This window comes from Roseobacter sinensis (assembly GCF_025755255.1).
In the GTDB taxonomy this organism is placed as follows: domain Bacteria; phylum Pseudomonadota; class Alphaproteobacteria; order Rhodobacterales; family Rhodobacteraceae; genus Roseobacter; species Roseobacter sinensis.
The window spans coordinates 84,872-109,767 of record NZ_JALIEB010000010.1 but is presented as its reverse complement, the minus strand read 5'-3'; the positions used below and the strand labels follow the sequence as shown (position 1 = coordinate 109,767).

Sequence of the window (24,896 nt, the reverse complement as noted above, 5' to 3'; positions counted from 1 at the left end):
AGCAGCGCTTGGGCCCCCCCCGGGCCGTGGAGGACCTCGCTCAATGCGAGATCATCCACGGCCTTTTTGTCGGGAAGCTCTTGGAACCATCCGGCCGGTAAAGTGTTTTGCCGGCTGTCTTTTTGCCACCACCGCAGCACCCACAGCCTGGGCCATGGGCGCTGCGTTTCGGGCTGTCGGCAGCGCGCTCGTTGGTCTCATGCGCCCGACGTGTGCTCGACGCCATCCCGGAGATATGCGGAACGGAAAACATCACGCGCGCGGCGGACTGCCCGCAGTCGGGGCACTGGCAAGGGTCCGCGAAGGCCGACATGGGCGCAGTCTCCTCAAAGACACCGCAGTCGGAGCATTGGTATTCGTAAATGGGCATGGGTCTGCTCCAGCAAAATATGTCGGCGCCGCCATGCGACGCCGAGACATGGTTTAGAGATCAGGCGCCAGCGGCACGTCGATGCTGCCGTCGAGGTACTTCGTCGGCCCATCGGCATTGGGCATCATGTCCCACTCGAAGATGTCATTCGGCAGCCAAAGCGTCGCACAGGCATTTGGAATATCCACGACGCCCGAGATATGCCCCTGTACCGGCGCCGTGCCGAGGATCGCATAGGCCTGCGCGCCGGAGTAGCCGAATTTCTTCAGATACTCGATCGCGTTGAGGCACGCCTGCCGGTAGGCGATATGCACATCGAGATAATGCTGCTCGCCCTCTTCATCGACCGAAATGCCTTCGAAAATCAGATAGTCGTTATAGGCGGGTGTGATCGGCGAGGGTTTGAAGATCGGGTTCTTGACCCCGTATTTGGACATGCCGTCTTTGATCAGCTCAACCTTCAGATGCAGCCAGCCCGCCATCTCGATGGCGCCGCAGAAGGTGATCTCGCCATCGCCCTGGCTGAAGTGCAGATCGCCCATCGAAAGCCCCGCGCCGTCCACATAGACGGGGAAGTAGATCTTGGAGCCACGGCTGAGATCCTTGATGTCGCAGTTCCCGCCATGCTCGCGCGGGGGCACGGTGCGCGCGGCTTCAGCGGCGGCCGCATCCCGCGCCTCGCCCTTCATCGCCCCCATATGCGCGCTCTGCGTGTTGGGCAGGGCTGCCAAGGGCGGCGTGCGGTCGGGATCGGTGTTGAAGAGCGCTGTCTCGCGGCTGTTCCACATATCCAGCATCTTGCGGTCCGGCAGACAGCCGATCAGCCCGGGGTGGATCAGCCCCGCGTATTTCACCCCCGGCACGTGACGCGATTTGGTGAACATACCCTCGATGTCCCAGATCGACTTCTGCGCCTCGGGGAAATGCTCGGTCAGAAAGCCGCCGCCATTCTGCTTGGAGAAGAACCCGTTGAAGCCCCAGAGCATCTCCTCCTTGGCGCCGATGTCGAGGATATCGACCACCAGCAGGTCGCCCGGCTCCGCGCCCTTCACGCCAATGGGGCCGGAGAGATAATGCACCTGCTCCAGTTCCACATCGCGCACGTCCGAGGCATCGTCGTCGTTCTTGATCTGCCCGCCGGTCCAGTCGTAGGTCTCGATGCGGAAGTCGTCGCCCGGCTCGACCCAGACGTTGATCGGGATGTCCGGATGCCAGCGGTTGTGGACGTTTTCGTTGGTGTGCGGGCTCTCACTCAGATCGACGGAAATCAGCGTGTTCGACGCGGTCGATGTGTGGCTCTGCAATGTATCTGGCATATCAGCCTCCCAGGTTGGTTGTCATACGGATAGGAATTTCGAGACCTTGGCCTCGTCGATGCCGTCGCGCGGGCTGTCGTGTACGAAGGTGCCGTTTTCGATCACCATGACCCGGTCGGCCACGTCGAGCGCGAAGCTCAGCACCTGTTCAGAGACGACGATGCTGAGGCCCTTCTCGTCACGGATGCGGCGCAGGGTGCGGGCCATCTCGCGAATGATCGACGGCTGGATGCCTTCGGTCGGCTCATCGAGCAGCAGCACCTTGGGGTTCGACGCCAGCGCGCGGGCGATGGCGAGCTGCTGCTGCTGCCCGCCCGAGAGGTTGCCGCCCCGACGGCCCTTCATCTCCAGCAGCACCGGGAAAAGTTCGTAGATATCCTCGGGCACGGTCGATTTGCCGGTCACAGTGAGCCCGGTCTCGACGTTTTCCTGCACGGTCATGGCGGAGAAGATCATCCGCCCCTGCGGCACATAGCCGATGCCGCACGCGACGCGCTGGTGTGATTTCAGCCCGGTGACAGGCTGGTCACCCACCGTGACTTCACCACCCCGTTCCGGGACGATGCCCATGAGCGTCTTCATGAGTGTGGTCTTGCCCATGCCGTTGCGGCCCATGATCGCCACGATCTCGCCCGGCGCCACATCGAGGTTCAGACTGTGCAGGATCTCGCTTTCGCCGTAGGCCGCACGGAGGGATTTCACGTTCAGCATCTTGGTCTCTCCTTCAATGGCCCAGGTAGACTTCGACGACCTTGGGGTCGTTCTGCACCCGCTCCATGGAGCCTTCGGAAAGCGTCTTGCCCTGGTGCAGCACGGTCACGCGGGTGGCGATGTCGGCGACGAAGCCCATGTCATGCTCGATCACGATGACGGAGCGGTCCTGGATGATCCGGTTGAGCAGTTCGGCGGTCTTCTTGCGCTCGGCCACCGACATGCCGGCCACGGGTTCGTCCAGCATCAGAAGCTCCGGGTCCTGGATCAGCAGCATGCCGATCTCCAGCCATTGCTTCTGCCCGTGGCTGAGGAAGGCGGCCTTCTCGTCCAATTGATCGCCAAGGAAGATCGTGCCCGCGATCTCTTCAATCCGCTCCCGCACCTCCGCATCGCGCTTGAAGGCGAGCGCGCCGAAGACGCTGTGGCCCTTGGGATAGCTTAGTTCGAGGTTCTCAAAAACCGTGAGGTCTTCATAGACCGAGGGCGTCTGGAATTTGCGGCCGACACCCGCATTCACGATCTGGTCTTCGCGCATGGTCAGAAGCTCCTGATCGTGGAACTTGACCGACCCGGCCGTCGCCTTGGTGCGCCCACAGATGAGGTCCAGCACCGTGGTCTTGCCCGCGCCATTGGGCCCGATGATCACGCGGCACTCGTTGGGCTCGACGTAGAAGCTCAGTGCGTCGACCGCCTTGAACCCATCGAAGGACACGGTGAGGTCTTCCACCTGGAGAATGAATCGCTCCTGCATCTCGCTCACTCCGCTGGGGCGCCATCGGGCGCGGGTTTGTCCTCACGGGATTTGCCGAAGAGGGCCATCAGCCGCGGCTCGACCTTCTCGGACCACACGCCCGCCAAGCCGTTCGGGAAGAGCATCACCACCGCGATGAAGAGCCCGCCGAGGCCAAGCAGCCAGAGTTCCGGGAAGCTTTCGGAGAAGGTGGTCTTGGCCCAGTTGACCAGCAGCGCGCCGTAGACCGCACCGAGGATCGACAGCCGCCCGCCCACGGCGCAGAAGATCACCATTTCAATCGAAGGCACGATGCCCACGAGCGTCGGCGACATGAAGCCCACCTGCAGCGTGAACATGGCCCCACCGATGCCCGCGAAGGCCGCACCCAAACAGAAGATGAAGATCTTGAAGTTCGCCACGTTGTAGCCGGAGAACCGCACCCGGTCCTCCTGATCGCGCATGGCGATCAGCAGCCGCCCCAGCTTGGATTTACGCACGTACTGCGCTGCGAACAGCACTGCGAAGAGCAGCACGCCGTTCACGAAGTAAAGCGTCGTCTTGGCCTCGTCGGTGCGGATGTCCCAGCCCATCAGTGTGCGCAGGTCGGTGATCCCATTGACCCCGCCGGTGTAGCCTTGCTGGCCGATGATCAGGATCGTCATGATTGCTGCGAAGGCCTGCGTGATGATCGCGAAATAGACGCCACCCACGCGCCGGGTGAACATCGCCACGCCGATGATGAAGGCGAACATGACAGGGACGGCGACCACAGCGAGCAGCGCAAGGGGCAGAGAGTAGAACGGCTCCCACCACCAGGGCAGTTCGGTCAGCTGGTTCCAGTCCATGAAGTCGGGGATGCCGGGGGTGGATTGGATCGCCGTGTTCTCGGGCGTCGAGGCTTCGAGCTTGAGAAACATCGCCATGCAGTAGCCGCCCAGACCGAAGAACACGCCCTGCCCGAGGCTGAGGATGCCGCCTGCGCCCCAGCAGAGCGAGAGACCAATGGCGACGAAGGCGTAGGTCAGATACTTGCCGAAGAGATTCAGGCGAAAGCTGTCCAGAACCATCGGGAAAACAATGAAGATCAGCGCGGCAAGGATGGCGAAGCCGATGATGTCCTTGCGGGTCATGAAGGCGGAGGATTGCACGGGCATGGGCTCCTTACTTGCGCAGCTTGAGGGAGAAGAGGCCCTGCGGGCGGATCATCAGGATACCCACGACCACCAGCAGCGTCAGAACCTTGGCCATGGAGCCGGAGAGGAAGAACTCCATGATCGACTGCGCCTGGCTGATCGAGAAGGCGCTGGCGATCGTACCGAGGAGCGAGCCCGCGCCGCCGAAGACCACCACGAGGAAGGTGTCGACGATGTAGAGCTGCCCTGCCGTCGGCCCGGTGGAGCCGATCATGGTGAAGGCCGAGCCGGCGACGCCTGCGACGCCGCAGCCGATGCCGAAGGTCAGACGGTCCGTCCATTCGGTGTTGATGCCCACCGCGCCTGCCATCACCCGGTTCTGGTTGATCGCGCGCACCTGCTTTCCCCAGCGGGAACGGAACATCATGATGTAGACCGCCAGTGAGATGCCCACCGCCAGCACCATGACAAAGATGCCGTTGATCGGCACTTCGATCAGGTCCGTGAGTGGCAGGGAGCCCATCATCCAGTCGGGGATGCTCACGCCCACCTCGCGCGCGCCGAAGACGGACCGGTAGGTCTGCTGCAGAATGAGGCTCAGCCCCCAAGTGGCTAGGAGCGTATCCAGCGGACGCTTGTAGAGGTGCCGGATCATCGCCCATTCGACAAAGAGGCCCAGCAGCCCCGAGGCGATGAAGGCGAAGATCATCGCCACAAAGAAGTACATGCTGAAGAGCGCTGGCATGTACTCCGCAAAGAGGTTCGAGACCAGATAGGTCACATAGGCGCCGAGGATCATGAACTCCCCATGCGCCATGTTGATCACGCCCATCTGGCCAAAGATGATCGCCAGACCCAGAGCCATGAGCACAAAAACGGAAAACAGGATCAGCCCTGCAAAGCCCTGCATGGCGAAAATCGCGCCAAGCTCGGCCATCGAATAATCGGCAAACATCTCATGCCTCCGGTGGTCTTGCGAAATGGGAAAAGGCGGCCCGGGACTGGCACCCCGGACCGCTGGGCCAGCCTTACTGGTAGCCTTCGGGGAAGGGATCAGGCTCCACCAGGTCGGCAGTCTCGAAGACAACTTCGTACTGGCCATCGGCCTGTGCGCGACCCACGCGGGTCTTGGACCAGAGGTGATGGTTCTCGTGCACTTTCACGTAGCCTTCTGGCGCTGTGGTCAGTTCGATGCCCGGGCTGGCCTCGCGCACCTTGTCCACATCGAAGCTGCCCGCCTTCTCCACAGCCGCTTTCCACAACCACGGGCCGAGATAGGCGGCCTGCGTGACATCGCCGATCACCATGTCGTCGCCCCACATCTCCTTGAAGGCCTTGACGAAGGCGAGGTTGTTCTCGTTCTCCAGGGACTGGAAATACTTCATGCAGGCGTATGCGCCGTCGATGTTCTCGCCGCCGATGCCGCGGATTTCGTCCTCGGTGACCGAGATCGTCAGCAGGAGCGGCTTTTCCTTGGTCATATCGATGCCTGCCGCCTTGAGCTGCTTGTAGAAGGCCACGTTCGAGCCACCCACGACGATGGCATAGATCACATCCGGCTTGCGCAGCCGGATCTTGTTGATGACCGAGTTGAATTGCGTATGGCCCAGCGGGTAGTATTCCTCGCCCACGACCTTGCAGCCGTCCATGAAGTTCTCGATGTGCTTGCGCGCGATCTTGTTGGACGTGCGCGGCCAGATGTAGTCAGAGCCCAGCAGATAGAAGGTCTTGGCGCCCTTGGTCTGGTTGACCCAATCGAGGCCCGCGATGATCTGCTGCGTCGCCTCCTGGCCGGTGTAGATGACATTCGGGCTCTCTTCGAGACCCTCATAAAATGTCGGGTAATAGAGAAAGCCATTGTGCTGCTCGAAGACCGGCAGCACCGCCTTGCGGGAGGCCGAGGTCCAGCAGCCCATGACAGAGGCGACCTTGTCATTGACCAGCAGCTTACGCGCTTTCTCGGCGAAGGTCGGCCAGTCGGAGGCGCCGTCCTCCTGGATGTACTCGATCTTGCGGCCCAGAATCCCGCCCTGCGCGTTGATCTGCTCGATCGCCAGCTTCTCGGCCTGGACCGAGCCGGTCTCGGAGATCGCCATGGTGCCGGTGATCGAATGAAGAATACCGATGGTGACCGCGTCATCGGTGACCGCAAGACCGGTGGTGTTCACCTCCGCTGTCGGAAAATCCGCTGCGCGCAAACCGTTCGGCATGAACAGCGAGGCGGTCAGCGCCGTGCCCCCGGCCAGCACGGCCCTGCGGCTTACTCCTTTGGTTTTATTGTTAGAAATTCCGTCAGACATGTCGCCCCCTTGTCAGTTGCTCAAGAAATGGGCGATTCCAGATCACCCGCTGCCGGAATGATCGCGGGCAATGCTGCGCCGCAGTATACGTCAAATGACGTATAGGGATGCGCGTTTTGTGCACGTAGGGTCGATGAGTAAGTTTTTGGGCTGGGGGAGCCTGACCACCAATTGCGACGCGCTGACGATGGGCAGAGCACCTCCTTCTGCATGGAAGCGATATGGTCGCACATCTCAAAGCCACACGCGAAAAGCGTACCTACAATCGTTGGGTGGCCAACGAGACGATGGAGGACTTCGCCCTGCGCTACACGGCACGGCGCGCACGGCGCTGGAGCTATAGCCGCGTTGCCAATACGGCCATCGGATCGATCTCGTTCCTCGCGCTTGAGGCCATTGGCGCGACCATCACGCTGACCTACGGGTTCGATACCGCGATCACGGCCATCATGCTGGTGGGCGCGATCCTCTTTCTGACCGGTTTCCCGATCTCGTACTACGCTGCCAAATACGGGCTTGATATCGATCTGATGACGCGCGGCGCGGGCTTCGGGTATCTCGGATCGACGATCACCTCGCTGATCTACGCCTCCTTTACCTTCATCTTCTTCGCGCTGGAGGCGGCGATCCTTGCGCTGGCGCTGAAATTCACGCTCGGCGTGCCGCTGTTTCTCGGCTATGTCGCCAGTTCGCTCGTCGTCATCCCATTGGTGGTGCATGGCTTTTCCAAGATTTCAACCTTCCAGGCCTGGACCCAGCCGCTCTGGGTGCTGCTGCACGCGCTGCCGTTCATTCTGCTGGCGTTCGTCGGATACGACATCGAGATGTGGACAGGGTTCGAGGCCAACCCCGACGTGCCCGACGCGTCACGCCTGCTGATGCTTGGCGCGGCCTCGGGTGTGGTCTTCTCCCTGGTCGCCCAGATCGGCGAGCAGGTGGATTTCCTGCGCTTTCTGCCCGAGCCGAAAACCCGTGCCGACCGCCGCAAATGGTGGCTGGCGCTGATCTGCGCCGGTCCCGGTTGGTCGGTGCTGGGCATGCTGAAGATGCTTGCGGGCTCCTACCTGGTCATCCTCGCCATCCGCGAGAACGTGGCCCCTGAAGAGGCTACCGACCCCACGCGCATGTATCACACCGCTTTCGAACAGGTGTTGGGCTCGCCCGCGCTGGTGCTGGGGCTGACGGCGATCTTCGTGATCCTGTCGCAGCTCAAGATCAACGTGACCAACGCCTATGCGGGCTCTATCGCCTGGTCGAATTTCTTCTCACGCCTCACGAAGAGCCATCCGGGTCGGGTGGTCTGGCTGGTCTTCAACGTGGCGATTGCGCTGATGCTGATGGAACTGGGCGTCTTTACCGGGCTGGAGCATGTGCTCAGCCTCTACTCCCATGTGGCGGTGGCCTGGATCGGGGCGCTGGTGGCCGATCTGGTGGTGAACAAGCCGCTGGGCCTCAGCCCGAAGGGCATCGAATTCCGCCGCTCGCATCTCTATGACGTGAACCCCGTGGGCATCGGCGCGATGGTGGTGGCCTGCGTGGTCTCGCTGATCGCCTATGCTGGGCTGCTGGGCACGCTTGCGCAGGCGTTTTCCTCCTTCGTGGCGCTGTTGACGGCCTTTACGCTCGCGCCCCTCCTCGCCTGGGTGACCGGCGGGCGGTACTATCTTGCGCGCCAGGACGCCGAGACACCACCGACAGAGGAGCTCCAGACCTGCACCGTCTGCGAGTACCGTTTCGATGTCGAAGACACCAGCCACTGCCCGTTCCACTTCGGGCGCATCTGCTCGCTTTGCTGCAGCTTGGATGCGGCCTGTCACGATCACTGCAAACCCCACGGGCGGCTCGACAACACGGTGAGCACGGCCCTTCACGCCCACCTGCCCGCAGCGGTGGCCAATGCGCTGATGTCGCGGCTCTCCCGCTTTCTGGTCACGACGAGTGCGATCTCGCTCAGCTTCGGCATCCTGCTGCTCTTCATCCGCGGCTTTGCCGGCGCCGAGACCTTCGACGCGGTGCTGACGATCACCTTCTGCATGATTCTGATTGTCATCGGGATCTCGGTCTGGATGTTCATCCTCGCCGGTGAGAGCCAGCGCAATGCCATGGCCGAGGCGGAGCGGCAGACCGAGCTGCTGCTCAAGGAGATCCGGGCCCATGAACGGACCGACAAAGCCCTGCAGCAGGCCAAGGAGAAGGCCGAGGCCGCCAACCTGGCCAAGACCCGCTATATGTCGGGGCTCAGTCACGAACTGCGCACGCCGCTGAACGCCATCTACGGCTTTGCGCAGCTGCTGGAGAAGGATCCGGAGCTTGCGCCCTGGCGCAATTCGATCGCTAGCATCCGCCGCTCGTCGGAGCATCTCGCCGGGCTGATCGACGGGCTGCTGGACATCGCCCGGATCGAGGCCGGGCGACTGGAGATCATGCGCGACCGGGTCAATCTGCGCATGCTGCTGCATCAGGTCGCGGCGATCTTCGAAGCCGAGGCCACCGCCAAGGGCATCACCTTCAACTGGTCCATTCACGGCCGACTTCCAACGCTTGTGGGGACGGACGAAAAGCGCCTGCGGCAGATCATCATCAATCTGCTCTCGAATGCGCTCCGCTACACCGACGCGGGCCGTGTCTCGCTCGATCTGGCCTACCGCAACGAGGTGGCGCTGATCACCGTGACCGACACCGGTATCGGCATTGCGCCCGAAAACATCCCGCGGATCTGGCGCCCCTTCGAACGGGCAGGCCAGTCGGGTCGGCAGGGCTCGGGCCTTGGCCTCACGATCACCAAGCTGCTGGTCGAGATCCTCGGCGGCGAGATCGACGTCGAGAGCACGCCCGGCCGCGGCAGCACCTTTTCGGTCAAGCTGATGTTGCCGTCGATCGCGCCCGGTGTTTTCGATGCCGAAGGTTTGACCGATAACGCGGCCCTGCCCGCCTTCACCGGCTACACCGGACCGCGCAAGACGGTGCTGATTGTCGATGACGACACCAATCACCTGTCGCTGGCCGAACAGTTCCTGACCAAGCTCGGCTTCGTGGTCCTTATCGCGCCCTCCGCCGACATGGCCGAGCAAATGCTACAGGAGGCGAGCCCGGACATCATCCTTCTGGACATCGACATGCCTGAACGGGACGGCTGGTCCTTTGCCCGCGATCTGCGGCTGGGGGATTGGCCGCATGTGCCGATCGTGGTGATCTCGGGGCACGCCGACGAGGAGAGCATGAGCCGTCCGAAGGTGGCACTGCACGATGGTTTCCTCGCCAAGCCTTTCAACCTCGACGATTTGCTGACGCAGATCGCGGAACTTCTGAAGGTCACACTGCTGCGCAAGGCCGATGACGAGAGGCCGCGCACCGTGCGCGCCGCGCTGTCCGATGAGGACCGCGCGCGCTTGATCGACAGCGCCAAGCTTGGGCATGTGGCAGGCGTACGCGAACAGCTGAGCCACCTGCGCGCCGGGCGTCTGTGCGATGCAGATCTTCTGGACCGGCTGGACATCTGCCTTGAGCAGTTCGACATGGCCGGGATCCTTCATCTTCTGGAGGCGGTGGAAGATGCAGTTGACTGATGCCGGCCAGAAGTGCATCGCGCTGGTCGTGGACGACAACCCCGACGCGCTCGGCATGATTTCGATGGCGCTGGAGCAGAGCGGGATCACGGTGCTGATCGCAACCGACGGGCAGGCGGCCATCGATCTGGCGCATCGGGTCGACCCTGACGTCATTCTGATGGACGCGGTCATGCCCGGCATCGACGGGTTCGAGACCTGCCGGGTGCTCAAGTCCGGCCCTGACGCGGTGATGACGCCCATCGTCTTCATGACCGGGCTGACCGAGAAGGAGCATATTCTCGAGGGCCTCAACTCCGGTGGCGTGGACTACATCACCAAACCGGTCGTCGTCGAGGAGCTGATCGCCCGGCTCAGCACCCATATCGCCAACTCGCGCCTGCTGCAAAGCGCACGCACCGCGCTGGACAGCTCGGGGAGGTCGGTGCTGGCCTTCGATACGGAAGGCCGCCTGCTGTGGGGCTCGCAGAGGGCGCGCGACGCCTTTGGCGCGTTCGACCTCAAATCCCACCGCGCCGGTTGGACGAGCTGGATTGCCGCATGCCGAGCCCAGCCGGTCTCGGCCGTTCCGCCCTATGACGCGGGTGCGCTGACCTTTCAGTTCATGGGGATGACACCCGTTCCAGAGGTGCTTGTGAAGCTGATCCGCCGCAGTTCAGACCGAAAGGAGGACGTGCTGGCCCGCAGCTTCAACCTCACCCCGCGTGAGGCGGAGGTGCTGTTCTGGCTGACCCTGGGCAAGACCAACCGCGACATCAGCGCAATCCTCGGCCTCAGCGCGCGGACGGTGAACAAGCACCTCGAACAGGTTTTCCAGAAGATGGGGATCGACAACCGCACCTCAGCGGCTGTGATGGCCGATCGGGTGCTGAACGCTGAATAGCCACGCCCGCTCTCACCGCCGCTGAATCCATCGGCTGGTCAGGTCGCCGCATGTTTCAGGCGCTGACCAAGCGATTGCAAGGCCTTGGCGAGGAAGATCCCCGCCACCAGAGCGCCGACGAAGGCAAAGACCTCGATGCGCCCCGTTCCCAAAGCGGGCAGCGCACCGCCCGGGCAAAACCCGGCAATGCCCCAACCGACACCGAACAGCGCGGCGCCGGCCACCAGCCGCAGATCGATGTCTGCCCGTGTCGGCAGCGCGAAACTCGGGCCAAGCCACGGACCGGCGCGGCGCAGGACGAGCCGGTAGCCGACGAACGTGGTCAGCAACGCGCCCCCCATCACCAACCCGAGCGACGGGTCCCAGGTGCCGGCGACATCGAAGAAGTTCAGAACCTTCGCCGGATTGGCCATGCCGGAGATGGCGATTCCGATCCCGAAGAGAAGACCGGCGAGATAGGCGATGATGATGCGCATGGGTCAACCTCCCCAGAGGTGGCGGACCGCGAAGACGGTGGCGCCGGTGAACAGCATGAAGGTGCTCGTTGCGACCAAGGACCGCGGCGAGAGGCGCGCCATACCGCACACCCCGTGGCCCGAGGTACAACCGGACGCGAAGGTGACGCCGACACCAACGACGAGCCCGCCGAGCGTCAGCATGCTTATCGAGACGGGGATCTGCACAACCGGCATCGCGCCGCTCAGTGCGAAAATGACAAGCGGGCCCGAGATCATGCCGGCCAGAACGGCGGCGCGCCAGGCAAATTCGGACTTCGACGGCGGCATCAGCGCGCCTGCAAGAATGCCGGTGGCTCCCATGATCCGGCCGAGGGTGGCCATCAGAAGCGTCGCGGCAAGCCCGATCAACACCCCGCCCCCGAGAGACCACAGAGGTGTGAATTCCGTTTCCAAAACACGTCTCCTTCTCATCAGATCATTTCTTATACATACATTCGAATGTATCTATGAAAAAGCGAAAAACAACCCGCATCGCTAAAGAGACGTCAATGGTCGGGCTTGCCAGTCGTTAATCAATCATTCATATTCTAATATAAGATTTTATTGGGAGGTTCGTGATGTCACTCACCCGCAGGGCGTTTCTCGCACGCTGCGCCAGCCTTCCTCTCGCAACTACCCTGCCCCACCGCAGCGTCGCCGAGCTGCCGCTGGGTCCGGCCACGCTGACTACCGTAAGCGATGGCCATCTGGTGCTGCCCCGCAGCTTCCTGTTCTCGCATATGCCCGACGAGGAACTCACCTCGATCTTGCAGGACTTCGACGTGCCCGACGGCCACCTGACACCGGACTGCAACCTTGCGCTCTATCGCGATGGCACAAACACGGTCCTCTTCGACGTGGGGGCTGGGCCGGACTTCATGCCAAGCGCGGGCGCGGTCCAAGACAGTCTTGCCGCGGTTGAGCTGACGCCGGACGACATCACGCATGTGCTCTTCACGCACGCCCATCCCGACCATATCTGGGGCCTGCTCGATGAGTTCGACGACCCCGTCTTCGCGTCGGCGCACATGATGATGGGCCGGGCGGAATGGGATTACTGGTGGGACCCACGCACCGTCGACACCATCGCAGAGGACCGTATGTCCTTCGCGGTGGGCGCGCGGCGGCGGATGCAGACCATCGAAGCGGGCGTCACGCTTTTCGAGGATGGCGAGGAGATCCTGCCGGGGATCGCCGCTGTCGCCACGCCCGGTCATACGCCCGGCCACATGAGCTTCGAGCTGCGCAACGGGCCGGACGCCGCCATGGTGGTGGGCGATGCCATCGGAAACCATCACGTCGCCTTCCGGCGGCCCGACTGGCGCAGCGGCTCCGATCAGGACATGGATCAGGCCGCCGAGACGCGCCGGATGCTGCTCGACCGGCTGTCACGGGAGAAGATGCAGCTGGTCGGCTTTCACCTGCCCGGCGGCGGCATCGGTCGGGCAGAGGCAACCGAAGATGGATACCACTTCTTGCAGGATGAGACCTGATGCGACTGACCCTGACCCTCGTGCCCTTGAGCCTCGCGGCGGCGGCCCTCGCCAGCGAAGATATCGCCGACCAATACCCCGGCTCGCCGCTCTACTCCAAACCGGTAGAGGTGATCCCCAACGTCTGGTCGGCCATCGGAGCCACAGCGCCCCCGACTTACGAAAACACGGGCCACAACAACAACCTCAGCTTCATCGTGACCGGCGACGGCGTAGTGGTGATCAACGGTGGCGCGGCCTATGTTCTGGCCGAGGCGCTGCACGCCGAGATCAAGGCGATCACGGATCAGCCGGTGCGCCTGGTGATCAACGAAAACGGTCAGGGCCATGCAATGCTGGGCAACAGCTACTGGGCGGATCAGGGCGTGCCGACGCTCGCCCATGTGGAGGCCGCACAGCAGTTCGAGGAGTATGGCGCGCAGATCCTCGAGACGATGAAGCGCTACAACCGGGATAAGGCCGCTGGTACCTATCTCTCGGGCCCGACGCAGACTTTTGAAGACAGCCATGTGGTCGAGATGGGTGACTACCGGATCGAGGTGCTCTACCTCGGTCCGGCGCACAGCCCCGGCGACATCTCAGTCTGGCTGCCCGAACAGAGCCTGGTCATTGCGGGCGACATGGCCTTTCACGAACGGATGCTCCCGATCTTCGAAGATACGATGACGCTGGACTGGCTCGACACCTGGGATGCCGCCTTCGAACCGCTGCAGGCGACCTATGTGATCCCCGGTCACGGGCACCCCACGAATATGGATCAGGTGCGCCGCTACACGAAGGACTACCTGATCTATCTGCGCGAACAGATCGGCGCGCATCTCGAGGCGGGCGGTGACCTCGCCGAGGCGTATTACGTCGATCAGTCGCCATACGCACATCTCGACACGTTCGAGGAGCTGGCCACGAAAAACGCGGGTCGCGTCTATGAGCAGATGGAATTCGAGTGAGCGGGGGGACCTCTCTTGTCGACTATCGCGATGAGGGCGACCTGATCACTGCGCCCGATGGCGCCTGCCTCTTCCAACCCGGGGACGAGAGCGCTGCCTATCTTATCGTGCTGAGTGGCGCAGTGCGGGTGGAACAGACCAATGCGGCAGGGCGCACGGTCGTGCTCTACCGTGTTCTTGCGGGGGACAGCTGCGTGCTGACCACCACCGGTCTTCTGTCCGGGCGCCCCTATTCGGGCTATGGCTATGCCGAAGGCCCGCTGCAGGCGCTAGCCATTCCGGCGCCGCGGTTCCAGGCGCTTCTCGCGCGCGATGCGCGGTTTCGGGAGCTGGTCTTTCACAGCCTCGCGCTCCGCGTCGGGGAGCTGACCGACGTCATCGACGAGTTGCTCCTGCACCGGACTGATCTGAGGCTCGCGCGTTGGCTCGCCCGGCAACCCGAGACGGTGCTGCATCTGACACATGAAGACATCGCACAGGAGCTCGGCACTGCGCGCGAGGTGGTCTCGCGCACGCTGAAGTCGTTCGAGCGCAACGGCTGGATCGAGCTCGGGCGCGGGAAGATTGCGCTCATGGATTCCGCAGCACTGAAAACCTACGCGGACCGCGATTCTTTGTGACAGGGTCACTGACCACCGCCGAATCCCAGATCAGAGTGACTACAGACCTTCATAACAGGAGACATGCCATGACACGGAACCTTGGACTCTACGACCGCCTTGCGCGCTTTGCCGTCGGTGCGCTTCTGATCCTGCTTGCCGTTCTGGGCACTATCGGCCTCTGGGGCTACATCGGGGTGATCCTGGTGGTGACCGCCTTTATCAGCTTCTGCCCGATCTATCGCCTTGTCGGCCTCAAAACCTGTACCGAGTGCTAGCCTGCCGCACGTCGGCGCATCCCCGAGGCGGCGCGGCAACTTGAGACAGGTCAAAGACTGCCGGCCAGCAGCTCAACCATAGTCGCCTGAATGACCAACCGCTGCGCCACCTCATGGAACCGCTGATCGACCGCCTTGGCGAAGGCCGGCTGCTGCTGGTCTCGGGTGTGGGCCTCGGCGTCGTCTTCGGATGTGCCGCATATCACGCGCGTTTTTGCCTGCGCGCGGCGACGGCCGAGGTGGCAGGTGGCCGTCTGGGGCCGCGCCTCGCCGTCTGGCTTGTTGCCTTTTTCTCGGCGTTGGCCGCCGTCCAGGCCGCGATCCTCGCGGGCGGGCTTGACGTGAGCGCGGCACGCCAGCTTGCGACCACCGGTAGCCTCTCGGGCGCAATCATCGGGGGGCTGCTCTTTGGCTGCGGGATGATCCTCGCGCGGGGATGCGCGAGCCGCCTGCTGGTGCTGTCGGCCTCAGGCAATCTGCGCGCCATCGTGACCGGGCTTGTGCTGACGCTCACGGCCCAGGCCTCTCTTCGCGGCAGTCTTGCGCCCCTGAGGGAGACGCTCGCGGGGATCTGGACGTTGCCGGGCGGTGCCGCGCGCAGCCTGATCGGCGCAGGAGGCGCATTTGCCCATTGGGTGGCAGTCGGCGCCCTCATTGCCCTGATCCTTGCCCTGGTCTTTGGCCTGCGGCAGCGCGTCCGCGCCTCTGAACTGATCGCCGCCGCGATCGTGGGCCTTGCCATCTTCGGCGGCTGGCAACTCACCTTCGCGATCTCGAGAGCGTCCTTTGAGGTGATCGCGGTCCAGTCGATCACGTTCTCCGGCCCGTCGACTGACACGCTGATGGCGCTGGTCAACGCCAGCAGTCTCCCGCCCGGCTTCGGCATCGGGCTGGTGCCGGGCGTTGTCTTTGGCGCAATGGTTACAGCCTTCGCCAAGGGCGAAGCGCGGGTCCAGAGGTTCGGACCCGACACCCCGATGGAGCGCTATCTCATGGGCGGAGTGCTCATGGGCTTCGGCAGCATGCTCGCGGGCGGCTGTGCAGTGGGCGCCGGTCTCTCGGGCGGGGCTATCCTTGCGACCACCGCCTGGGTTGCGGTACTCTGCATGTGGATTGGTGCGGTGGCCACAGAGCTTCTGCTTCGCGCGCGCCCGGGCTGGCCCGCCACAGCCCGCTGAGGGCTTTCATCAAGAGGGTGTCGCCCGACGTCTCTCGTTTCGGACGGCCCGAGTGCGACCACACAACGCTTCAGTTCTCCGCAGCCTCGGCGACGATCTCGGCCAGCAGAGCCTGTACTTTCTGCATCTCGCCTTCGGGGTATGACCGGTAGCCGATCATCACCCCATCTGCATCCTCCGCGACGAAGACACCGTAGGGACAATGCGCGATGTTCATCGGATCCGCCTCCATCACCTCGCGCGAGACAATCGCCGAGCAGAACAAGAAGATATCCGCCTCCTTGAAGAGCTCAACCTCGCTGCCGACATCGCCAGCGGTCCGGCTCAGCATCTCGCCCGTGTGGCTGACATAGTCGATGACCAACCCTTGGCCCACGATCGCGCTTTCGACGGCAAAGGCGGCATCTTCGAAACTCCCGTCGAAGGGCACCGTGATCGCCTCATTGGCTGACGCGGCCGCCGCCACGCCGAGCGACGCTGCGATAATCAGGTGTCTCATGATCTGGTCTCCTTCTGTCCCTGGCTGCAGGGTTGCACGAGACGGCATCCCGGCTCTTGAGAAAGATCAAGAGCCGGGAGCGCGCATGGCTCAGCCCATCATGTCGGCCGTGATACCGGTGTACCAGCCCTCGGACTCCTCATAGGTCGCCTTGCGCGTCGCCGAGTCCTCTCCGGTTTCGGAGATGAAGCCGTCGACCTTGGCGATCTTTTCCTCCGTCGCCTCGTAGGTGGCGCCAACCTTGACGCCGTCATCGGCGGCGATCAGCGACCAGCAGGTGTTGGAGAACTTGGCCGGGAAGACCTTGGAGCCGGTCAGCGCCCCGCGCACCGCGTTGGCGCAGACCTTGGCCTGGCTGTTGGCCGAGAACCCGGACTTGGGCATGTCACCCTGCTGGCTGGCATCGCCCAGAACATAGACGTCCGGATCGGCCTTCGACGACATGTCGGCGGCATTCACCGGCGCCCAGTTGCCGTCGGTCACACCCGCGATTTCAGCGATCCGGCCCGCCTTCATGGCCGGGATCACGTTGCAGACGTCCACCGGGGTTTCCTCGCCGTCGATCGTCACGATCATACTGGCCGGATCGACGGAAACCTCACCGCCGCCGAAGTCTTCGCCGATCCAGTCGATCATGCCCTCGTAGTGATTGGCCCATCCCTCCTGAAAAAGCGACATCTTCGAGAACTTGGGCTTGGGGTCGGCCACGATGATCTTGGCGGTAGGGTTCGACTGCTTGAGCACATGCGCCACCATGGATACGCGCTCGTATGGTCCGGGCGGGCAGCGGAAAGGGTTGGGCGGCGCGATCATCGCAAAGGTTCCGCCCTCCGGCATCGCAGCGATCTGCGCGCGCAGAAGCTCGGTCTGCGAGCCCGCCTTGTAGGCATGCGGCATCGCGTTCTGCGCGCCGAGATCCCAACCCGGCACTGCCCCCTCGACGAAATCGATGCCCGGACTGAGGATCAGCTTATCATAGCCAAGGTGTCCGCCGCCCGCGAGCGTGACCGTCTTGGCATCGCGATCGACGCCCACGGCCCAGTCATGCACCACGTTCACCCCAGCAGCGGCCAGCTTGCCATAGGTGTGGCCCAGCTCGCCCATCTCCTTGAAGCCACCGAGGTAGAGGTTGGAGAAGAAGCAGGTGAAATAGGTGCGCGAGGGCTCGATCAGCGTGACGTCGACACCGCCGTCGCTGTCCTTGGCGATGTAGCGCGCCGCCGTCGCCCCGCCGGCCCCGCCGCCAATCACCACCACGCGCGGTTTTCCGTGGCCGTCGGCGAGAACATGCGGTGCCGCCAGGGCGCTCGCCGCAGCGACTCCTATGAAATTCCTTCTGTTCAATGTCATCTTGTTCTTCCTCCCTGTTAATCCCTAGTCCGGCAGCCGGGCAAAATACGCCGCCAGCGCCGCGATCTCCTCATCGCCCAGCCGCCCGGCCACCATCTGCATCACCGGGTGATTGCGTGTCTTGCTCTTGTAGGCGTGCATCGCGACCACGAAGTCTTCTTCGGGCCAGAGCACGATCGAGGGAATGCCGTCGTCGCCGCCCTCGGCCTGGTGGCAGGTGGTGCATTCGCCGCTCAGGTACTCCCCGTAGTCCGGATCCCCGACCAGCGCGAGGATGGCCGGGTCGACATCGTGGCTGGTGGCCGCGGCGGTCGGGTCCGCTTCGGGGATGTCAGCCGGGTTGTCGGAAAACCGCCGCATGTAAGCGATCAGGTCGCGGCGATCCTTCGCATCCTTGATTCCGCGAAAGCTCATCCGTGTTCCGCTGGTGATCGCGCGGGGGTTTTCCAGAAACACATCGAGGGTTTCGGCATGCCACTCCAGCCCGCCGGCACCGGCGCGCTGGAAGCTCTTGGAATAGCTGAAATCCCCGTGACTCGCCGCCACGCGCCCAAAGATCCCATTGAGATGCGGCCCGATGCGGTGTTCGGCCCCGGCGCCGATCTGATGGCAGCCACTGCACTTCTGGAAGACCACGGCCCCCGCCTCGGCGTCGCCGCTCTCGGCCCGACCTATCCCGCCGGCGAGGCAGAGCGCGACACCCAGGGCTGCGAGGCGCCAGCGCATCACACTACCCGTCAAAGCTCTTGAGATAGGCGATGACAGCTTCGATGTCGGCCTCTTTCTTCAACCCGGCAAAGCCCATCTTGGTACCCTTCATGTAGGCGCGCGGCTTGGCAAGGAACTCTGCCATCGCAGCTTCGTCCCAGACAAGCCCATCCGCCCCCGCGGCCAGAAACACGTCGGAGTACTTGAAGTCTGGGTTCGATGCGACCGGCCCGCCCATGACGCCATTGAGGTGCGGGCCCGACTTGTTCTTGGCCCCCTCGCCGATCTGGTGGCAGGCCCTGCACTTGCGGAAGACCGTCTCGCCCGCGTCGACCAATTCCGGGTCGAGCGCAGCCATGGCCACCTCGGTCACTGCTGCTGCATCGCTTGTGCCATCTGCTGCATCACTCATTGCGGCCTCATCTTCTCCCTGATCCGGGGTCACGTCCAGCACCGAGGCGCGCATCGTAATCTCGACGCTCTCCTTGCAGTCCTGCATGCAGGGCGCGACGCGCCATTGCGGATATTCCGTCTCGGCCCGGTCATCGACGATGAACCCATCGGCATTGTACATCTCGAACTCTGCGAAGTTCTCGTGGCTCAGTTCGAACTCGTCATCCACCAGATCATTGGAATAGAGGATGTAGGCCACAATCGCATAAACCTCATCCGCCTCCAGCGTCTGCGCACTTCCAAACGGCATGGACCGGTTCACATAGTCCCAGACGGTGGAGAGATGCGGCCAGTAGGAGCCCACGGTCTTCACCGGGTCCTTGTCACCAAGCGTGTCGAACCCGCCCGCGAGCACCGGCCAGTTGTCGACACCTTCGGCGAAATCGCCATGGCAGGAGGCGCAGTAATCCGCAAACACCTCCTCGCCAGTGAAGACGTCGCCGCGGCCTTCCGGCAGGCCCTGCCCGCCGGGGCGGACATCGATGTCCCACGCCGCAATCTCTTCGGGCAGTGCGGGTCGGCCCAGCCCGTAGCCGTCCGCCAGAACCGGGCTCGCCAGCAGCGTTGAGAGTGCGAGGCCCTTAAGACACTTCGACATTTTCCGCCTCCCCGTTTGCCTTGACATGCCAGGTCTGGATGCAGTTGTTGTGGTAGATCGAGTTCTCGCCCCGCATCGCACGCAGTTGCGCCTTGGTGGGCTGGACGTAGCCGGTGTCATCCATCGCCCGCGCCTGCAAGAGCCACTCCTCGCCCGCCCATTCGGTGTCGAGGTAGAACCGGGTCAGCGCCTTGCTGTCGCCCTGGGTCGTGCCCAGCCGTGCCGTCTCCCAGGTGATCCCACCATCCTTCGAGACATCGACCCGGGTGATCCGCCCGTGGCCGGACCACGCCAGCCCGGTGATCACCAGCGCCCCGGGTCCATGGGTGATCGGCGCCTGCGGGCTGGGCGAGGTGATGACGGATTTTGCATCCATCACCCAAGTCCACTTGCGCGCGGTGCCATCCTCCAGCACATCGGTATACTTCGAGGTTTCCTCGCGGCTCTCCACCGGGCCATCGAGCACCTCGATCCGGCGCAACCATTTGACCCACATGTTGCCCTCCCAGCCAGGCACCACCAGCCGGACCGGGTAGCCGTGCTCCATACGCAGCGCCTCGCCGTTGGCCTTGAAGGCAACGAGCACATCATCCAGCGCCTTCTCCATCGGGATCGAGCGTCCGTTGGAGGAGGCATCGGCCCCCTCGACGTAGATCCACTTGTCGGCAAGATCCCCGGCAGCCTCAAGCCCGGCTTCCTCCAGCAGCGTGCGGAGCGGCACGCCTGAATACTCCATGTTGTGGATCATGCCGTGGGTGAATTGCACCCCATTGAGCTGCGCGCCCGCCCACTCCATGCCGGTATTGGCGGCACATTCGCAGAAATAGACGTGGTTCTCGCGCGGAAAGCGCTCCAGATCCGCATAGGTGAAGACCAGCGGCGTGTCGACCAACCCGTTGATCATCAGCCGGTAATCCTCCTTGCGCAGTTCGATCGCACCCGAGTGATGCCGCTCGAAGGCGCAGCCCTGCGGCGTGATCGTGCCATCAAGCGCATGGATCGGCGTGAAGTTGATCGATGAGATCGGATCAGCCGTCAGCCAGGGCACGTTGCGCCGCACCACGTCCTTCTCGAACTCGATGGGCAGGCCATAGGGTGTGGCATCCACACCCTCTCCGGTGGCCGATGCCCAGGTTTGAACTTCGGTGATCAGCGGGTCGGGCTGCTGCGCCGCGGCAGCCCCCGCGACCGTGCCCGCAACGGCCGCCGCGCTGCCTCGCAGGAACGCGCGGCGCGACGGTGCTCTCATGGCATCCTCCATATCTCGGGTCTCCCTGCTCATGCGCCGACAACCTCGACGCTGGTGTTTGGCTGCACCGAGACGGTGCCTTGCTTGGCGATATGGCTCTCGACCACATCCCAGATCTGCGGACCTTCGGTGCCTTCGTTGACCGAAGCCCAGCCCGCCACAACGTAGGAGCGGTTCGGATCAATCGCCTCGCCCGACCTCAGAAGCGTCAGGTCACTGATCCGGTCGCCTTGCGGCTTCGACACATCGATGCGGTAGCCGATGCCGCCTGTCCGCACCATGTCGCCGCCTTGCTGATAGTAGGGGTCGGGGTTGAAGATGTTGTCAGCCACATCCTCCAGGACGACTTTCAGAAACTCGCCCGTCATCTCCGTGCGATAGGCCTCGCCATAGCTCATCGAGGTCACGTTCCAGATGTCCTCGCGGGTGATGTCCTGCCCGGGCAGCAGCGAAGGCCCCCAGCGCACGCCGGGGCTGAGCGCGATTTCGGCATCGCGCTCGGACAGCAGCGCATCGCAGATCAGATCGTCCCAGGTGCCGTTGAAGTTGCCGCGGCGGTAGAGCAACCCCTCGGTCTGGCCGATCACTTCCGTGAGCTGCGCCTCGAAGGGCGCACGCTGCGCATCGATGAGCGCCGCCATCTCCGGGTCGGGTTCGATCACATCCGCAAAGATCGGGATCAGCTTGTGCCGGTACCCCATCATGCGCCCGTCCCGCACGTCGAGGTCAACGCGGGAGACGAATTTGCCGTTCGAGCCCGAGGGCACGATGATCGTCTCACCCGCCAGCACCGGCTCGGGCAGCGCATCGTGAGTGTGGCCCGACAGAATCACGTCGATGCCGCTCACCACAGTGGCCATCTTCTTGTCGACGTCAAAGCCGTTGTGGCTCAGCACCACGACACAGTCCGCGCCTTGGCTGCGCACCTCGTCCACCATCGCCTGCATGTTCTCGTCCCGGATACCAAAGGCATATTCAGGGAACATCCAGCGCGGGTTCGCGATGGGCATGTAGGGGAAGGCCTGACCGATCACCGCGATCTTGGTGCCTGCGCGCTCGAACATCTTGTAGGGCGGGAAGAGCTCGGTCGGCTCATCCCATTCCGCGTCGAAAATGTTCTGACCAAGAGCCGCAAAGGGCAGCGCTTCGACAATCTCGGCCACCCGGTCGCTGCCGAGCGTGAACTCCCAGTGGAAGGTCATCGCGTCGGGCTGCAGCGCGTTCATCACATTGACCATGTCCTGGCCTTTGGTGTGATAGCAGGTATAGGAGCCATGCCAGGTGTCACCGCCATCGAGCAGGATCGCATCGGGCCGGTCGGCCCGGATCGCCTTGATCACCGTCGCCACCCGGTCCAGTCCGCCCACCCGGCCATACGCCTGCGCAAGGGCCGAGAAATCACCGGAGCTCAGCGCATAGTGGCTCGGGCTGCCATCGGCGATGCCATAGAGCTTGCGGAACTCCGCCCCGGTCACATGCGGCACCGCTCCCTTGTTGTCACCAACCCCCATGTTCACCGAGGGCTCGCGGAAGTAGATCGGCTTCAGCTGTGCGTGGATGTCAGTGACATGGATCAGCGAGACGTTCCCGAAGGTGTCGAATTCCAGCAACTGCTCCTGCGTGAGCGCTTGCTGGGCTGCAAGGCGCGACCAGTTGCCGACCCCCGATGCGCCGAGCAGGGCCGAGGCCGCCATGCCCACTTGCAGAAAATCACGGCGTGAGATCATGCGATATCTACTCCCCAGACATATGCGCATATTTGAATTTCAAGCGCACGGGAAAGGCCCCGCACCGCCGCGCGAGGCCCAGAGGTTCAGTTGCGGACCGAGGGGCCCTCGACGCTCAGCCCGTTGCCGCGCGAGGCGACGTAAAGCTCTAGTGCGACGAACTCGGGCGAGCCGGGCGCGAAGGTCTCTGCGCGCGTGTCACGCACGCAGCCCTTGAACCGCGCGTGCACCGCATTCAGCTTGGTGTTCTTCAGCCGGTAGGTCGGAAACCCGTTGATCTGGCCCTGGCTCAGGTGATCGGCGCGGATCATGTTGCCATAGTTGTCTTCGTGACAATTGGCGCAGGACAGCTCCAGCTGGCCATAGCGGGTATAGTAGATGTCCTTGCCCATTTCCCAGGTCGACTGGGCCGGGCCGTCGATGGCCACATTCACGGGGATGCCGCGCGACACCGCCGAGAGCAGCGCCACCATGTTCACCATCTCGCCGCCGGTGTACTTCCAGGTCTCGGCCTGCATCCGATTTTCGCGACAATCGTTGATCTGCATCTCGAGCGTGCGAACCTCACCCGCGTCCTCGTTCCACTTCGGATAGACCGCCCGCACCCCGGCCATGCTGTCCGAGCCGTCGTGGCAGGAGGCACAGGACTTGCCCGCAGCCCCCTCGGCCGTGTTCCAGACCTCCTCGGCCTGCTCCACCCAGATCATCGAAGGATTGTCGAAGTCGTCGACCTGAAACGCCTGGGTTTCGTCCGAGCGAAAGCGCCAGCCCGAGTAGATCGTACCCACGTGTTCTATGTGCTCGGGCGCGGCCGTCTCGGTCACGATCTCGATCTCGCCGTTGATCACCAGATCATCGTCATCGGGTCCTGCGTGTGCCGCTACGGCCAAAACGCCCGCCACGACCCCGATCGCTGCACCGGCGCGCACTCTCGTCTGTCTTGTCATCTGTCCCCTCCCTCTGCGCGTCGTTCTTCAGGAAACCTCGATGGCTTTCGACGTTTCGTAGACCGACCCGTCGTCGTCGTACCAGGTGAACTGGAACTCGCCCGACTCCGGCACGATCGCCTCGAACTGGAAGTAGGGGTTGGTCGATATCGCAGGCTCCAGCGTCACGTCGATGATGTTCTGGCCGTTGAAGTCGGCGACGAACCGGTTGATGATCGAACGCGGGATCACATTGCCGTCGTCATCCTTGCGCTGGCCGCTCTCCATCTTGTGGCTGATCAGCGTCTTGATCGTGATCGTCTCACCGGCGGATGCGGTTTTCGGGACCTTGACCCGGGGTTTCACTCCAGATGCCATATCTTCTCTCCTCGTCTCTGATCAGCCGCCGCAGCCGCCGATGGTGACCTTGACCTCCGCGGAGGCGCGCTGGAACGAGCCGTCCTCCATCTGCGCGATGGCGATGACGTTCTGCGTCTCGGCAAGCCGGATCCGCGTCGACGCCTCGTGCGAAGGGTTCAGCGGCCCGAACTTGATGGTCGCAACCGCAGGCGTCGGATTTCCATCAGCAAAAAGCGCCACCATCACGGCGCCCGGCGCGCTCACGTCGATGGGCACGGTGTTGCCGTTCTCCGCGATCTCCGGCGCGGTGATCTTGAGATCTCCCGCACCTGTTTCAGCCCCACCGGTCAGCTTCGCGATCTCGTCCTCGGCCAGCGAGGCGGACGCCGGCAAGGCACCCAGCCCGGTCGCGGCCAGTGCCGCCGAGCCAAGCAACATTACATTCCGTCGTGTCAGTTCCATGAGCTTCTCCCGTCTTTCGTGTCACTCGTCCTTGAGCGTCATCAGATAGGCGACGACGTCTTCGATCTGCTGCGCGGTCAAGAGCGGTTCCACCTCGCCCTGATGCGCGTCGCCCGTATAGGCGTCGCCCAGCCGGATGAAGCCATCCACCCTGTAGAACGATGGCATCATCGTGCCATCGAACATCTGCTTTGCATCCGCCACGATCCCGCGCAGCTCCGCTTCGCTCCAGCGGTCGGCCGCGCCATCGAGAGGGGGTCCGATCTCGCCGTGAAAGCCCAGGTGGTCGAGCTCCGTCACGGCGTGGCAGGCGATGCAGTTGCCGGCCCCCTTGTCCATGATCTCCGCACCAGCCGCCGGGTCACCCGGCGTACCGGTCAGGGAGGCTTCGATCACACCATCGACAAATGTAACATCCGTCGGCTTGACGATCTCCGCTGCCGCACTGGTCGCGCATAAGCTGGCTGTTGCGGCGAATATGGCGAAACGTGTCATGACCCCTCCCATGTGACCGTTTCCTGCATACTTGCGCACACAATTCCGATTCACGCAACATC

The 24,896-nt window shown here is 63.3% G+C and carries 26 protein-coding genes; 7 read left to right on the top strand and 19 right to left on the bottom strand.

All coding sequences use genetic code 11. From position 1 onward, the window contains the following. Positions 1-40: 40 nt before the first annotated feature. The 7 genes from MUB52_RS15350 to urtA all read right to left on the bottom strand — a co-directional run bounded on the left by MUB52_RS15350 (position 41) and on the right by urtA (position 6,566). Positions 41-370: an FmdB family zinc ribbon protein gene (locus tag MUB52_RS15350; protein ID WP_263845118.1), complete on the bottom strand. Its 330-nt coding sequence runs from the start codon at positions 368-370 to the stop codon at positions 41-43. A gap of 53 nt (positions 371-423) precedes the next feature. Continuing rightward, positions 424-1,686: a formamidase gene (gene fmdA / locus MUB52_RS15345; protein ID WP_263845117.1), complete on the bottom strand. Its 1,263-nt coding sequence runs from the start codon at positions 1,684-1,686 to the stop codon at positions 424-426. A 21-nt stretch (positions 1,687-1,707) separates the two neighbouring features. Further along, positions 1,708-2,397 carry an urea ABC transporter ATP-binding subunit UrtE gene (gene urtE, locus MUB52_RS15340; protein WP_263845116.1) on the bottom strand — a complete coding sequence of 230 codons (690 nt, stop codon included), beginning with the start codon at positions 2,395-2,397 and terminating at the stop codon, positions 1,708-1,710. 13 nt (positions 2,398-2,410) lie between these two features. Beyond that, a complete protein-coding gene (gene urtD, locus MUB52_RS15335; RefSeq protein WP_263845115.1) occupies positions 2,411-3,151 on the bottom strand; it encodes an urea ABC transporter ATP-binding protein UrtD in 741 nt (246 codons plus the stop codon). Between the two features lie 5 nt (positions 3,152-3,156). After that, positions 3,157-4,281 (bottom strand): urea ABC transporter permease subunit UrtC, encoded by a 1,125-nt coding sequence (gene urtC, locus MUB52_RS15330; protein ID WP_263845114.1) that lies wholly within the window; start codon positions 4,279-4,281, stop codon positions 3,157-3,159. A 13-nt stretch (positions 4,282-4,294) separates the two neighbouring features. Beyond that, entirely contained in the window at positions 4,295-5,221 is a 927-nt protein-coding gene (urtB, locus tag MUB52_RS15325) for an urea ABC transporter permease subunit UrtB (protein WP_263845113.1), read from the bottom strand. Between the two features lie 73 nt (positions 5,222-5,294). Then, complete coding sequence (gene urtA, locus MUB52_RS15320) at positions 5,295-6,566, bottom strand: urea ABC transporter substrate-binding protein (RefSeq protein WP_263845112.1); 1,272 nt, start codon at positions 6,564-6,566, stop codon at positions 5,295-5,297. A gap of 221 nt (positions 6,567-6,787) precedes the next feature. On the opposite strand from urtA, the gene MUB52_RS15315 reads away from it, so the two are divergent. Both MUB52_RS15315 and MUB52_RS15310 read left to right on the top strand, forming a co-directional pair. Continuing rightward, complete coding sequence (locus tag MUB52_RS15315) at positions 6,788-10,132, top strand: hybrid sensor histidine kinase/response regulator (protein WP_263845111.1); 3,345 nt, start codon at positions 6,788-6,790, stop codon at positions 10,130-10,132. Then, entirely contained in the window at positions 10,119-11,015 is an 897-nt protein-coding gene (locus MUB52_RS15310; RefSeq protein WP_263845110.1) for a response regulator transcription factor, read from the top strand. The genes MUB52_RS15315 and MUB52_RS15310 overlap by 14 nt, the downstream gene beginning before the upstream one ends. A gap of 38 nt (positions 11,016-11,053) precedes the next feature. On the opposite strand, the gene MUB52_RS15305 is transcribed toward MUB52_RS15310, so the two are convergent. After that, positions 11,054-11,491, bottom strand: coding sequence for a DUF6691 family protein (locus MUB52_RS15305; protein ID WP_263845109.1), 438 nt, complete (start codon positions 11,489-11,491; stop codon positions 11,054-11,056). A gap of 3 nt (positions 11,492-11,494) precedes the next feature. Further along, entirely contained in the window at positions 11,495-11,926 is a 432-nt protein-coding gene (locus MUB52_RS15300) for a YeeE/YedE family protein (protein WP_263845108.1), read from the bottom strand. A 164-nt stretch (positions 11,927-12,090) separates the two neighbouring features. Between MUB52_RS15300 and MUB52_RS15295 the strand changes: the two genes are divergently transcribed. From MUB52_RS15295 to MUB52_RS15275, 5 genes are all read left to right on the top strand, one after another. Further along, the gene (locus MUB52_RS15295) at positions 12,091-13,005 is read left to right on the top strand and encodes an MBL fold metallo-hydrolase (RefSeq protein ID WP_263845107.1); all 915 of its coding nucleotides are present in this window, start codon (positions 12,091-12,093) and stop codon (positions 13,003-13,005) included. Further along, a complete protein-coding gene (locus MUB52_RS15290; RefSeq protein WP_263845106.1) occupies positions 13,005-13,952 on the top strand; it encodes an MBL fold metallo-hydrolase in 948 nt (315 codons plus the stop codon). The genes MUB52_RS15295 and MUB52_RS15290 overlap by 1 nt, the downstream gene beginning before the upstream one ends. Next, complete coding sequence (locus tag MUB52_RS15285; protein ID WP_263845105.1) at positions 13,949-14,572, top strand: Crp/Fnr family transcriptional regulator; 624 nt, start codon at positions 13,949-13,951, stop codon at positions 14,570-14,572. The genes MUB52_RS15290 and MUB52_RS15285 overlap by 4 nt, the downstream gene beginning before the upstream one ends. A gap of 68 nt (positions 14,573-14,640) precedes the next feature. Continuing rightward, a complete protein-coding gene (locus tag MUB52_RS15280) occupies positions 14,641-14,829 on the top strand; it encodes a YgaP family membrane protein (RefSeq protein ID WP_263845104.1) in 189 nt (62 codons plus the stop codon). A gap of 113 nt (positions 14,830-14,942) precedes the next feature. Further along, positions 14,943-16,007, top strand: a complete 1,065-nt coding sequence (locus tag MUB52_RS15275; RefSeq protein ID WP_263845103.1) for a YeeE/YedE family protein — start codon at positions 14,943-14,945, stop codon at positions 16,005-16,007. A 70-nt stretch (positions 16,008-16,077) separates the two neighbouring features. Here MUB52_RS15275 and MUB52_RS15270 read toward each other — a convergent pair whose 3' ends face one another. The 10 genes from MUB52_RS15270 to soxX all read right to left on the bottom strand — a co-directional run bounded on the left by MUB52_RS15270 (position 16,078) and on the right by soxX (position 24,834). Next, the gene (locus MUB52_RS15270; protein WP_263845102.1) at positions 16,078-16,506 is read right to left on the bottom strand and encodes a DUF302 domain-containing protein; all 429 of its coding nucleotides are present in this window, start codon (positions 16,504-16,506) and stop codon (positions 16,078-16,080) included. Positions 16,507-16,596: 90 nt separating this feature from the next. Further along, positions 16,597-17,856: an NAD(P)/FAD-dependent oxidoreductase gene (locus MUB52_RS15265; protein ID WP_263845101.1), complete on the bottom strand. Its 1,260-nt coding sequence runs from the start codon at positions 17,854-17,856 to the stop codon at positions 16,597-16,599. Between the two features lie 24 nt (positions 17,857-17,880). Further along, positions 17,881-18,582 carry a c-type cytochrome gene (locus tag MUB52_RS15260; RefSeq protein ID WP_263845100.1) on the bottom strand — a complete coding sequence of 234 codons (702 nt, stop codon included), beginning with the start codon at positions 18,580-18,582 and terminating at the stop codon, positions 17,881-17,883. A gap of 4 nt (positions 18,583-18,586) precedes the next feature. Further along, a complete protein-coding gene (locus MUB52_RS15255) occupies positions 18,587-19,615 on the bottom strand; it encodes a c-type cytochrome (protein WP_263845099.1) in 1,029 nt (342 codons plus the stop codon). Then, entirely contained in the window at positions 19,599-20,864 is a 1,266-nt protein-coding gene (soxC, locus tag MUB52_RS15250) for a sulfite dehydrogenase (protein ID WP_263845098.1), read from the bottom strand. Before soxC ends, MUB52_RS15255 begins: the two co-directional genes overlap by 17 nt. Positions 20,865-20,893: 29 nt before the next feature. Further along, positions 20,894-22,591: a thiosulfohydrolase SoxB gene (gene soxB, locus MUB52_RS15245; protein ID WP_263845097.1), complete on the bottom strand. Its 1,698-nt coding sequence runs from the start codon at positions 22,589-22,591 to the stop codon at positions 20,894-20,896. Positions 22,592-22,677: 86 nt separating this feature from the next. After that, the gene (gene soxA / locus MUB52_RS15240; protein ID WP_263845096.1) at positions 22,678-23,538 is read right to left on the bottom strand and encodes a sulfur oxidation c-type cytochrome SoxA; all 861 of its coding nucleotides are present in this window, start codon (positions 23,536-23,538) and stop codon (positions 22,678-22,680) included. A 27-nt stretch (positions 23,539-23,565) separates the two neighbouring features. Next, positions 23,566-23,895 carry a thiosulfate oxidation carrier complex protein SoxZ gene (soxZ, locus tag MUB52_RS15235; protein WP_263845095.1) on the bottom strand — a complete coding sequence of 110 codons (330 nt, stop codon included), beginning with the start codon at positions 23,893-23,895 and terminating at the stop codon, positions 23,566-23,568. A gap of 21 nt (positions 23,896-23,916) precedes the next feature. Then, positions 23,917-24,339: a thiosulfate oxidation carrier protein SoxY gene (gene soxY / locus MUB52_RS15230; RefSeq protein WP_263845094.1), complete on the bottom strand. Its 423-nt coding sequence runs from the start codon at positions 24,337-24,339 to the stop codon at positions 23,917-23,919. A 21-nt stretch (positions 24,340-24,360) separates the two neighbouring features. Further along, positions 24,361-24,834, bottom strand: coding sequence for a sulfur oxidation c-type cytochrome SoxX (gene soxX / locus MUB52_RS15225; RefSeq protein WP_263845093.1), 474 nt, complete (start codon positions 24,832-24,834; stop codon positions 24,361-24,363). Between the last annotated feature and the right edge of the window lie 62 nt (positions 24,835-24,896).

Bases quoted from the DNA above. Each gene is read 5' to 3' on its own strand.
- MUB52_RS15260 (WP_263845100.1), bottom strand. From the start codon at position 18,582: ATGCGCTGGCGCCTCGCAGCCCTGGGTGTCGCGCTCTGCCTCGCCGGC.
- MUB52_RS15280 (WP_263845104.1), top strand. From the start codon at position 14,641: ATGACACGGAACCTTGGACTCTACGACCGCCTTGCGCGCTTTGCCGTC.
- urtD (WP_263845115.1), bottom strand. From the start codon at position 3,151: ATGCAGGAGCGATTCATTCTCCAGGTGGAAGACCTCACCGTGTCCTTC.
- MUB52_RS15265 (WP_263845101.1), bottom strand. From the start codon at position 17,856: ATGACATTGAACAGAAGGAATTTCATAGGAGTCGCTGCGGCGAGCGCC.
- MUB52_RS15310 (WP_263845110.1), top strand. From the start codon at position 10,119: ATGCAGTTGACTGATGCCGGCCAGAAGTGCATCGCGCTGGTCGTGGAC.
- MUB52_RS15275 (WP_263845103.1), top strand. From the start codon at position 14,943: ATGGAACCGCTGATCGACCGCCTTGGCGAAGGCCGGCTGCTGCTGGTC.
- MUB52_RS15270 (WP_263845102.1), bottom strand. From the start codon at position 16,506: ATGAGACACCTGATTATCGCAGCGTCGCTCGGCGTGGCGGCGGCCGCG.
- MUB52_RS15315 (WP_263845111.1), top strand. From the start codon at position 6,788: ATGGTCGCACATCTCAAAGCCACACGCGAAAAGCGTACCTACAATCGT.
- soxX (WP_263845093.1), bottom strand. From the start codon at position 24,834: ATGACACGTTTCGCCATATTCGCCGCAACAGCCAGCTTATGCGCGACC.
- soxB (WP_263845097.1), bottom strand. From the start codon at position 22,591: ATGATCTCACGCCGTGATTTTCTGCAAGTGGGCATGGCGGCCTCGGCC.
- soxZ (WP_263845095.1), bottom strand. From the start codon at position 23,895: ATGGCATCTGGAGTGAAACCCCGGGTCAAGGTCCCGAAAACCGCATCC.
- MUB52_RS15290 (WP_263845106.1), top strand. From the start codon at position 13,005: ATGCGACTGACCCTGACCCTCGTGCCCTTGAGCCTCGCGGCGGCGGCC.
- soxC (WP_263845098.1), bottom strand. From the start codon at position 20,864: ATGAGAGCACCGTCGCGCCGCGCGTTCCTGCGAGGCAGCGCGGCGGCC.
- soxA (WP_263845096.1), bottom strand. From the start codon at position 23,538: ATGACAAGACAGACGAGAGTGCGCGCCGGTGCAGCGATCGGGGTCGTG.
- MUB52_RS15350 (WP_263845118.1), bottom strand. From the start codon at position 370: ATGCCCATTTACGAATACCAATGCTCCGACTGCGGTGTCTTTGAGGAG.
- MUB52_RS15255 (WP_263845099.1), bottom strand. From the start codon at position 19,615: ATGTCGAAGTGTCTTAAGGGCCTCGCACTCTCAACGCTGCTGGCGAGC.
- urtA (WP_263845112.1), bottom strand. From the start codon at position 6,566: ATGTCTGACGGAATTTCTAACAATAAAACCAAAGGAGTAAGCCGCAGG.
- fmdA (WP_263845117.1), bottom strand. From the start codon at position 1,686: ATGCCAGATACATTGCAGAGCCACACATCGACCGCGTCGAACACGCTG.
- MUB52_RS15305 (WP_263845109.1), bottom strand. From the start codon at position 11,491: ATGCGCATCATCATCGCCTATCTCGCCGGTCTTCTCTTCGGGATCGGA.
- MUB52_RS15295 (WP_263845107.1), top strand. From the start codon at position 12,091: ATGTCACTCACCCGCAGGGCGTTTCTCGCACGCTGCGCCAGCCTTCCT.
- soxY (WP_263845094.1), bottom strand. From the start codon at position 24,339: ATGGAACTGACACGACGGAATGTAATGTTGCTTGGCTCGGCGGCACTG.
- urtB (WP_263845113.1), bottom strand. From the start codon at position 5,221: ATGTTTGCCGATTATTCGATGGCCGAGCTTGGCGCGATTTTCGCCATG.
- urtE (WP_263845116.1), bottom strand. From the start codon at position 2,397: ATGCTGAACGTGAAATCCCTCCGTGCGGCCTACGGCGAAAGCGAGATC.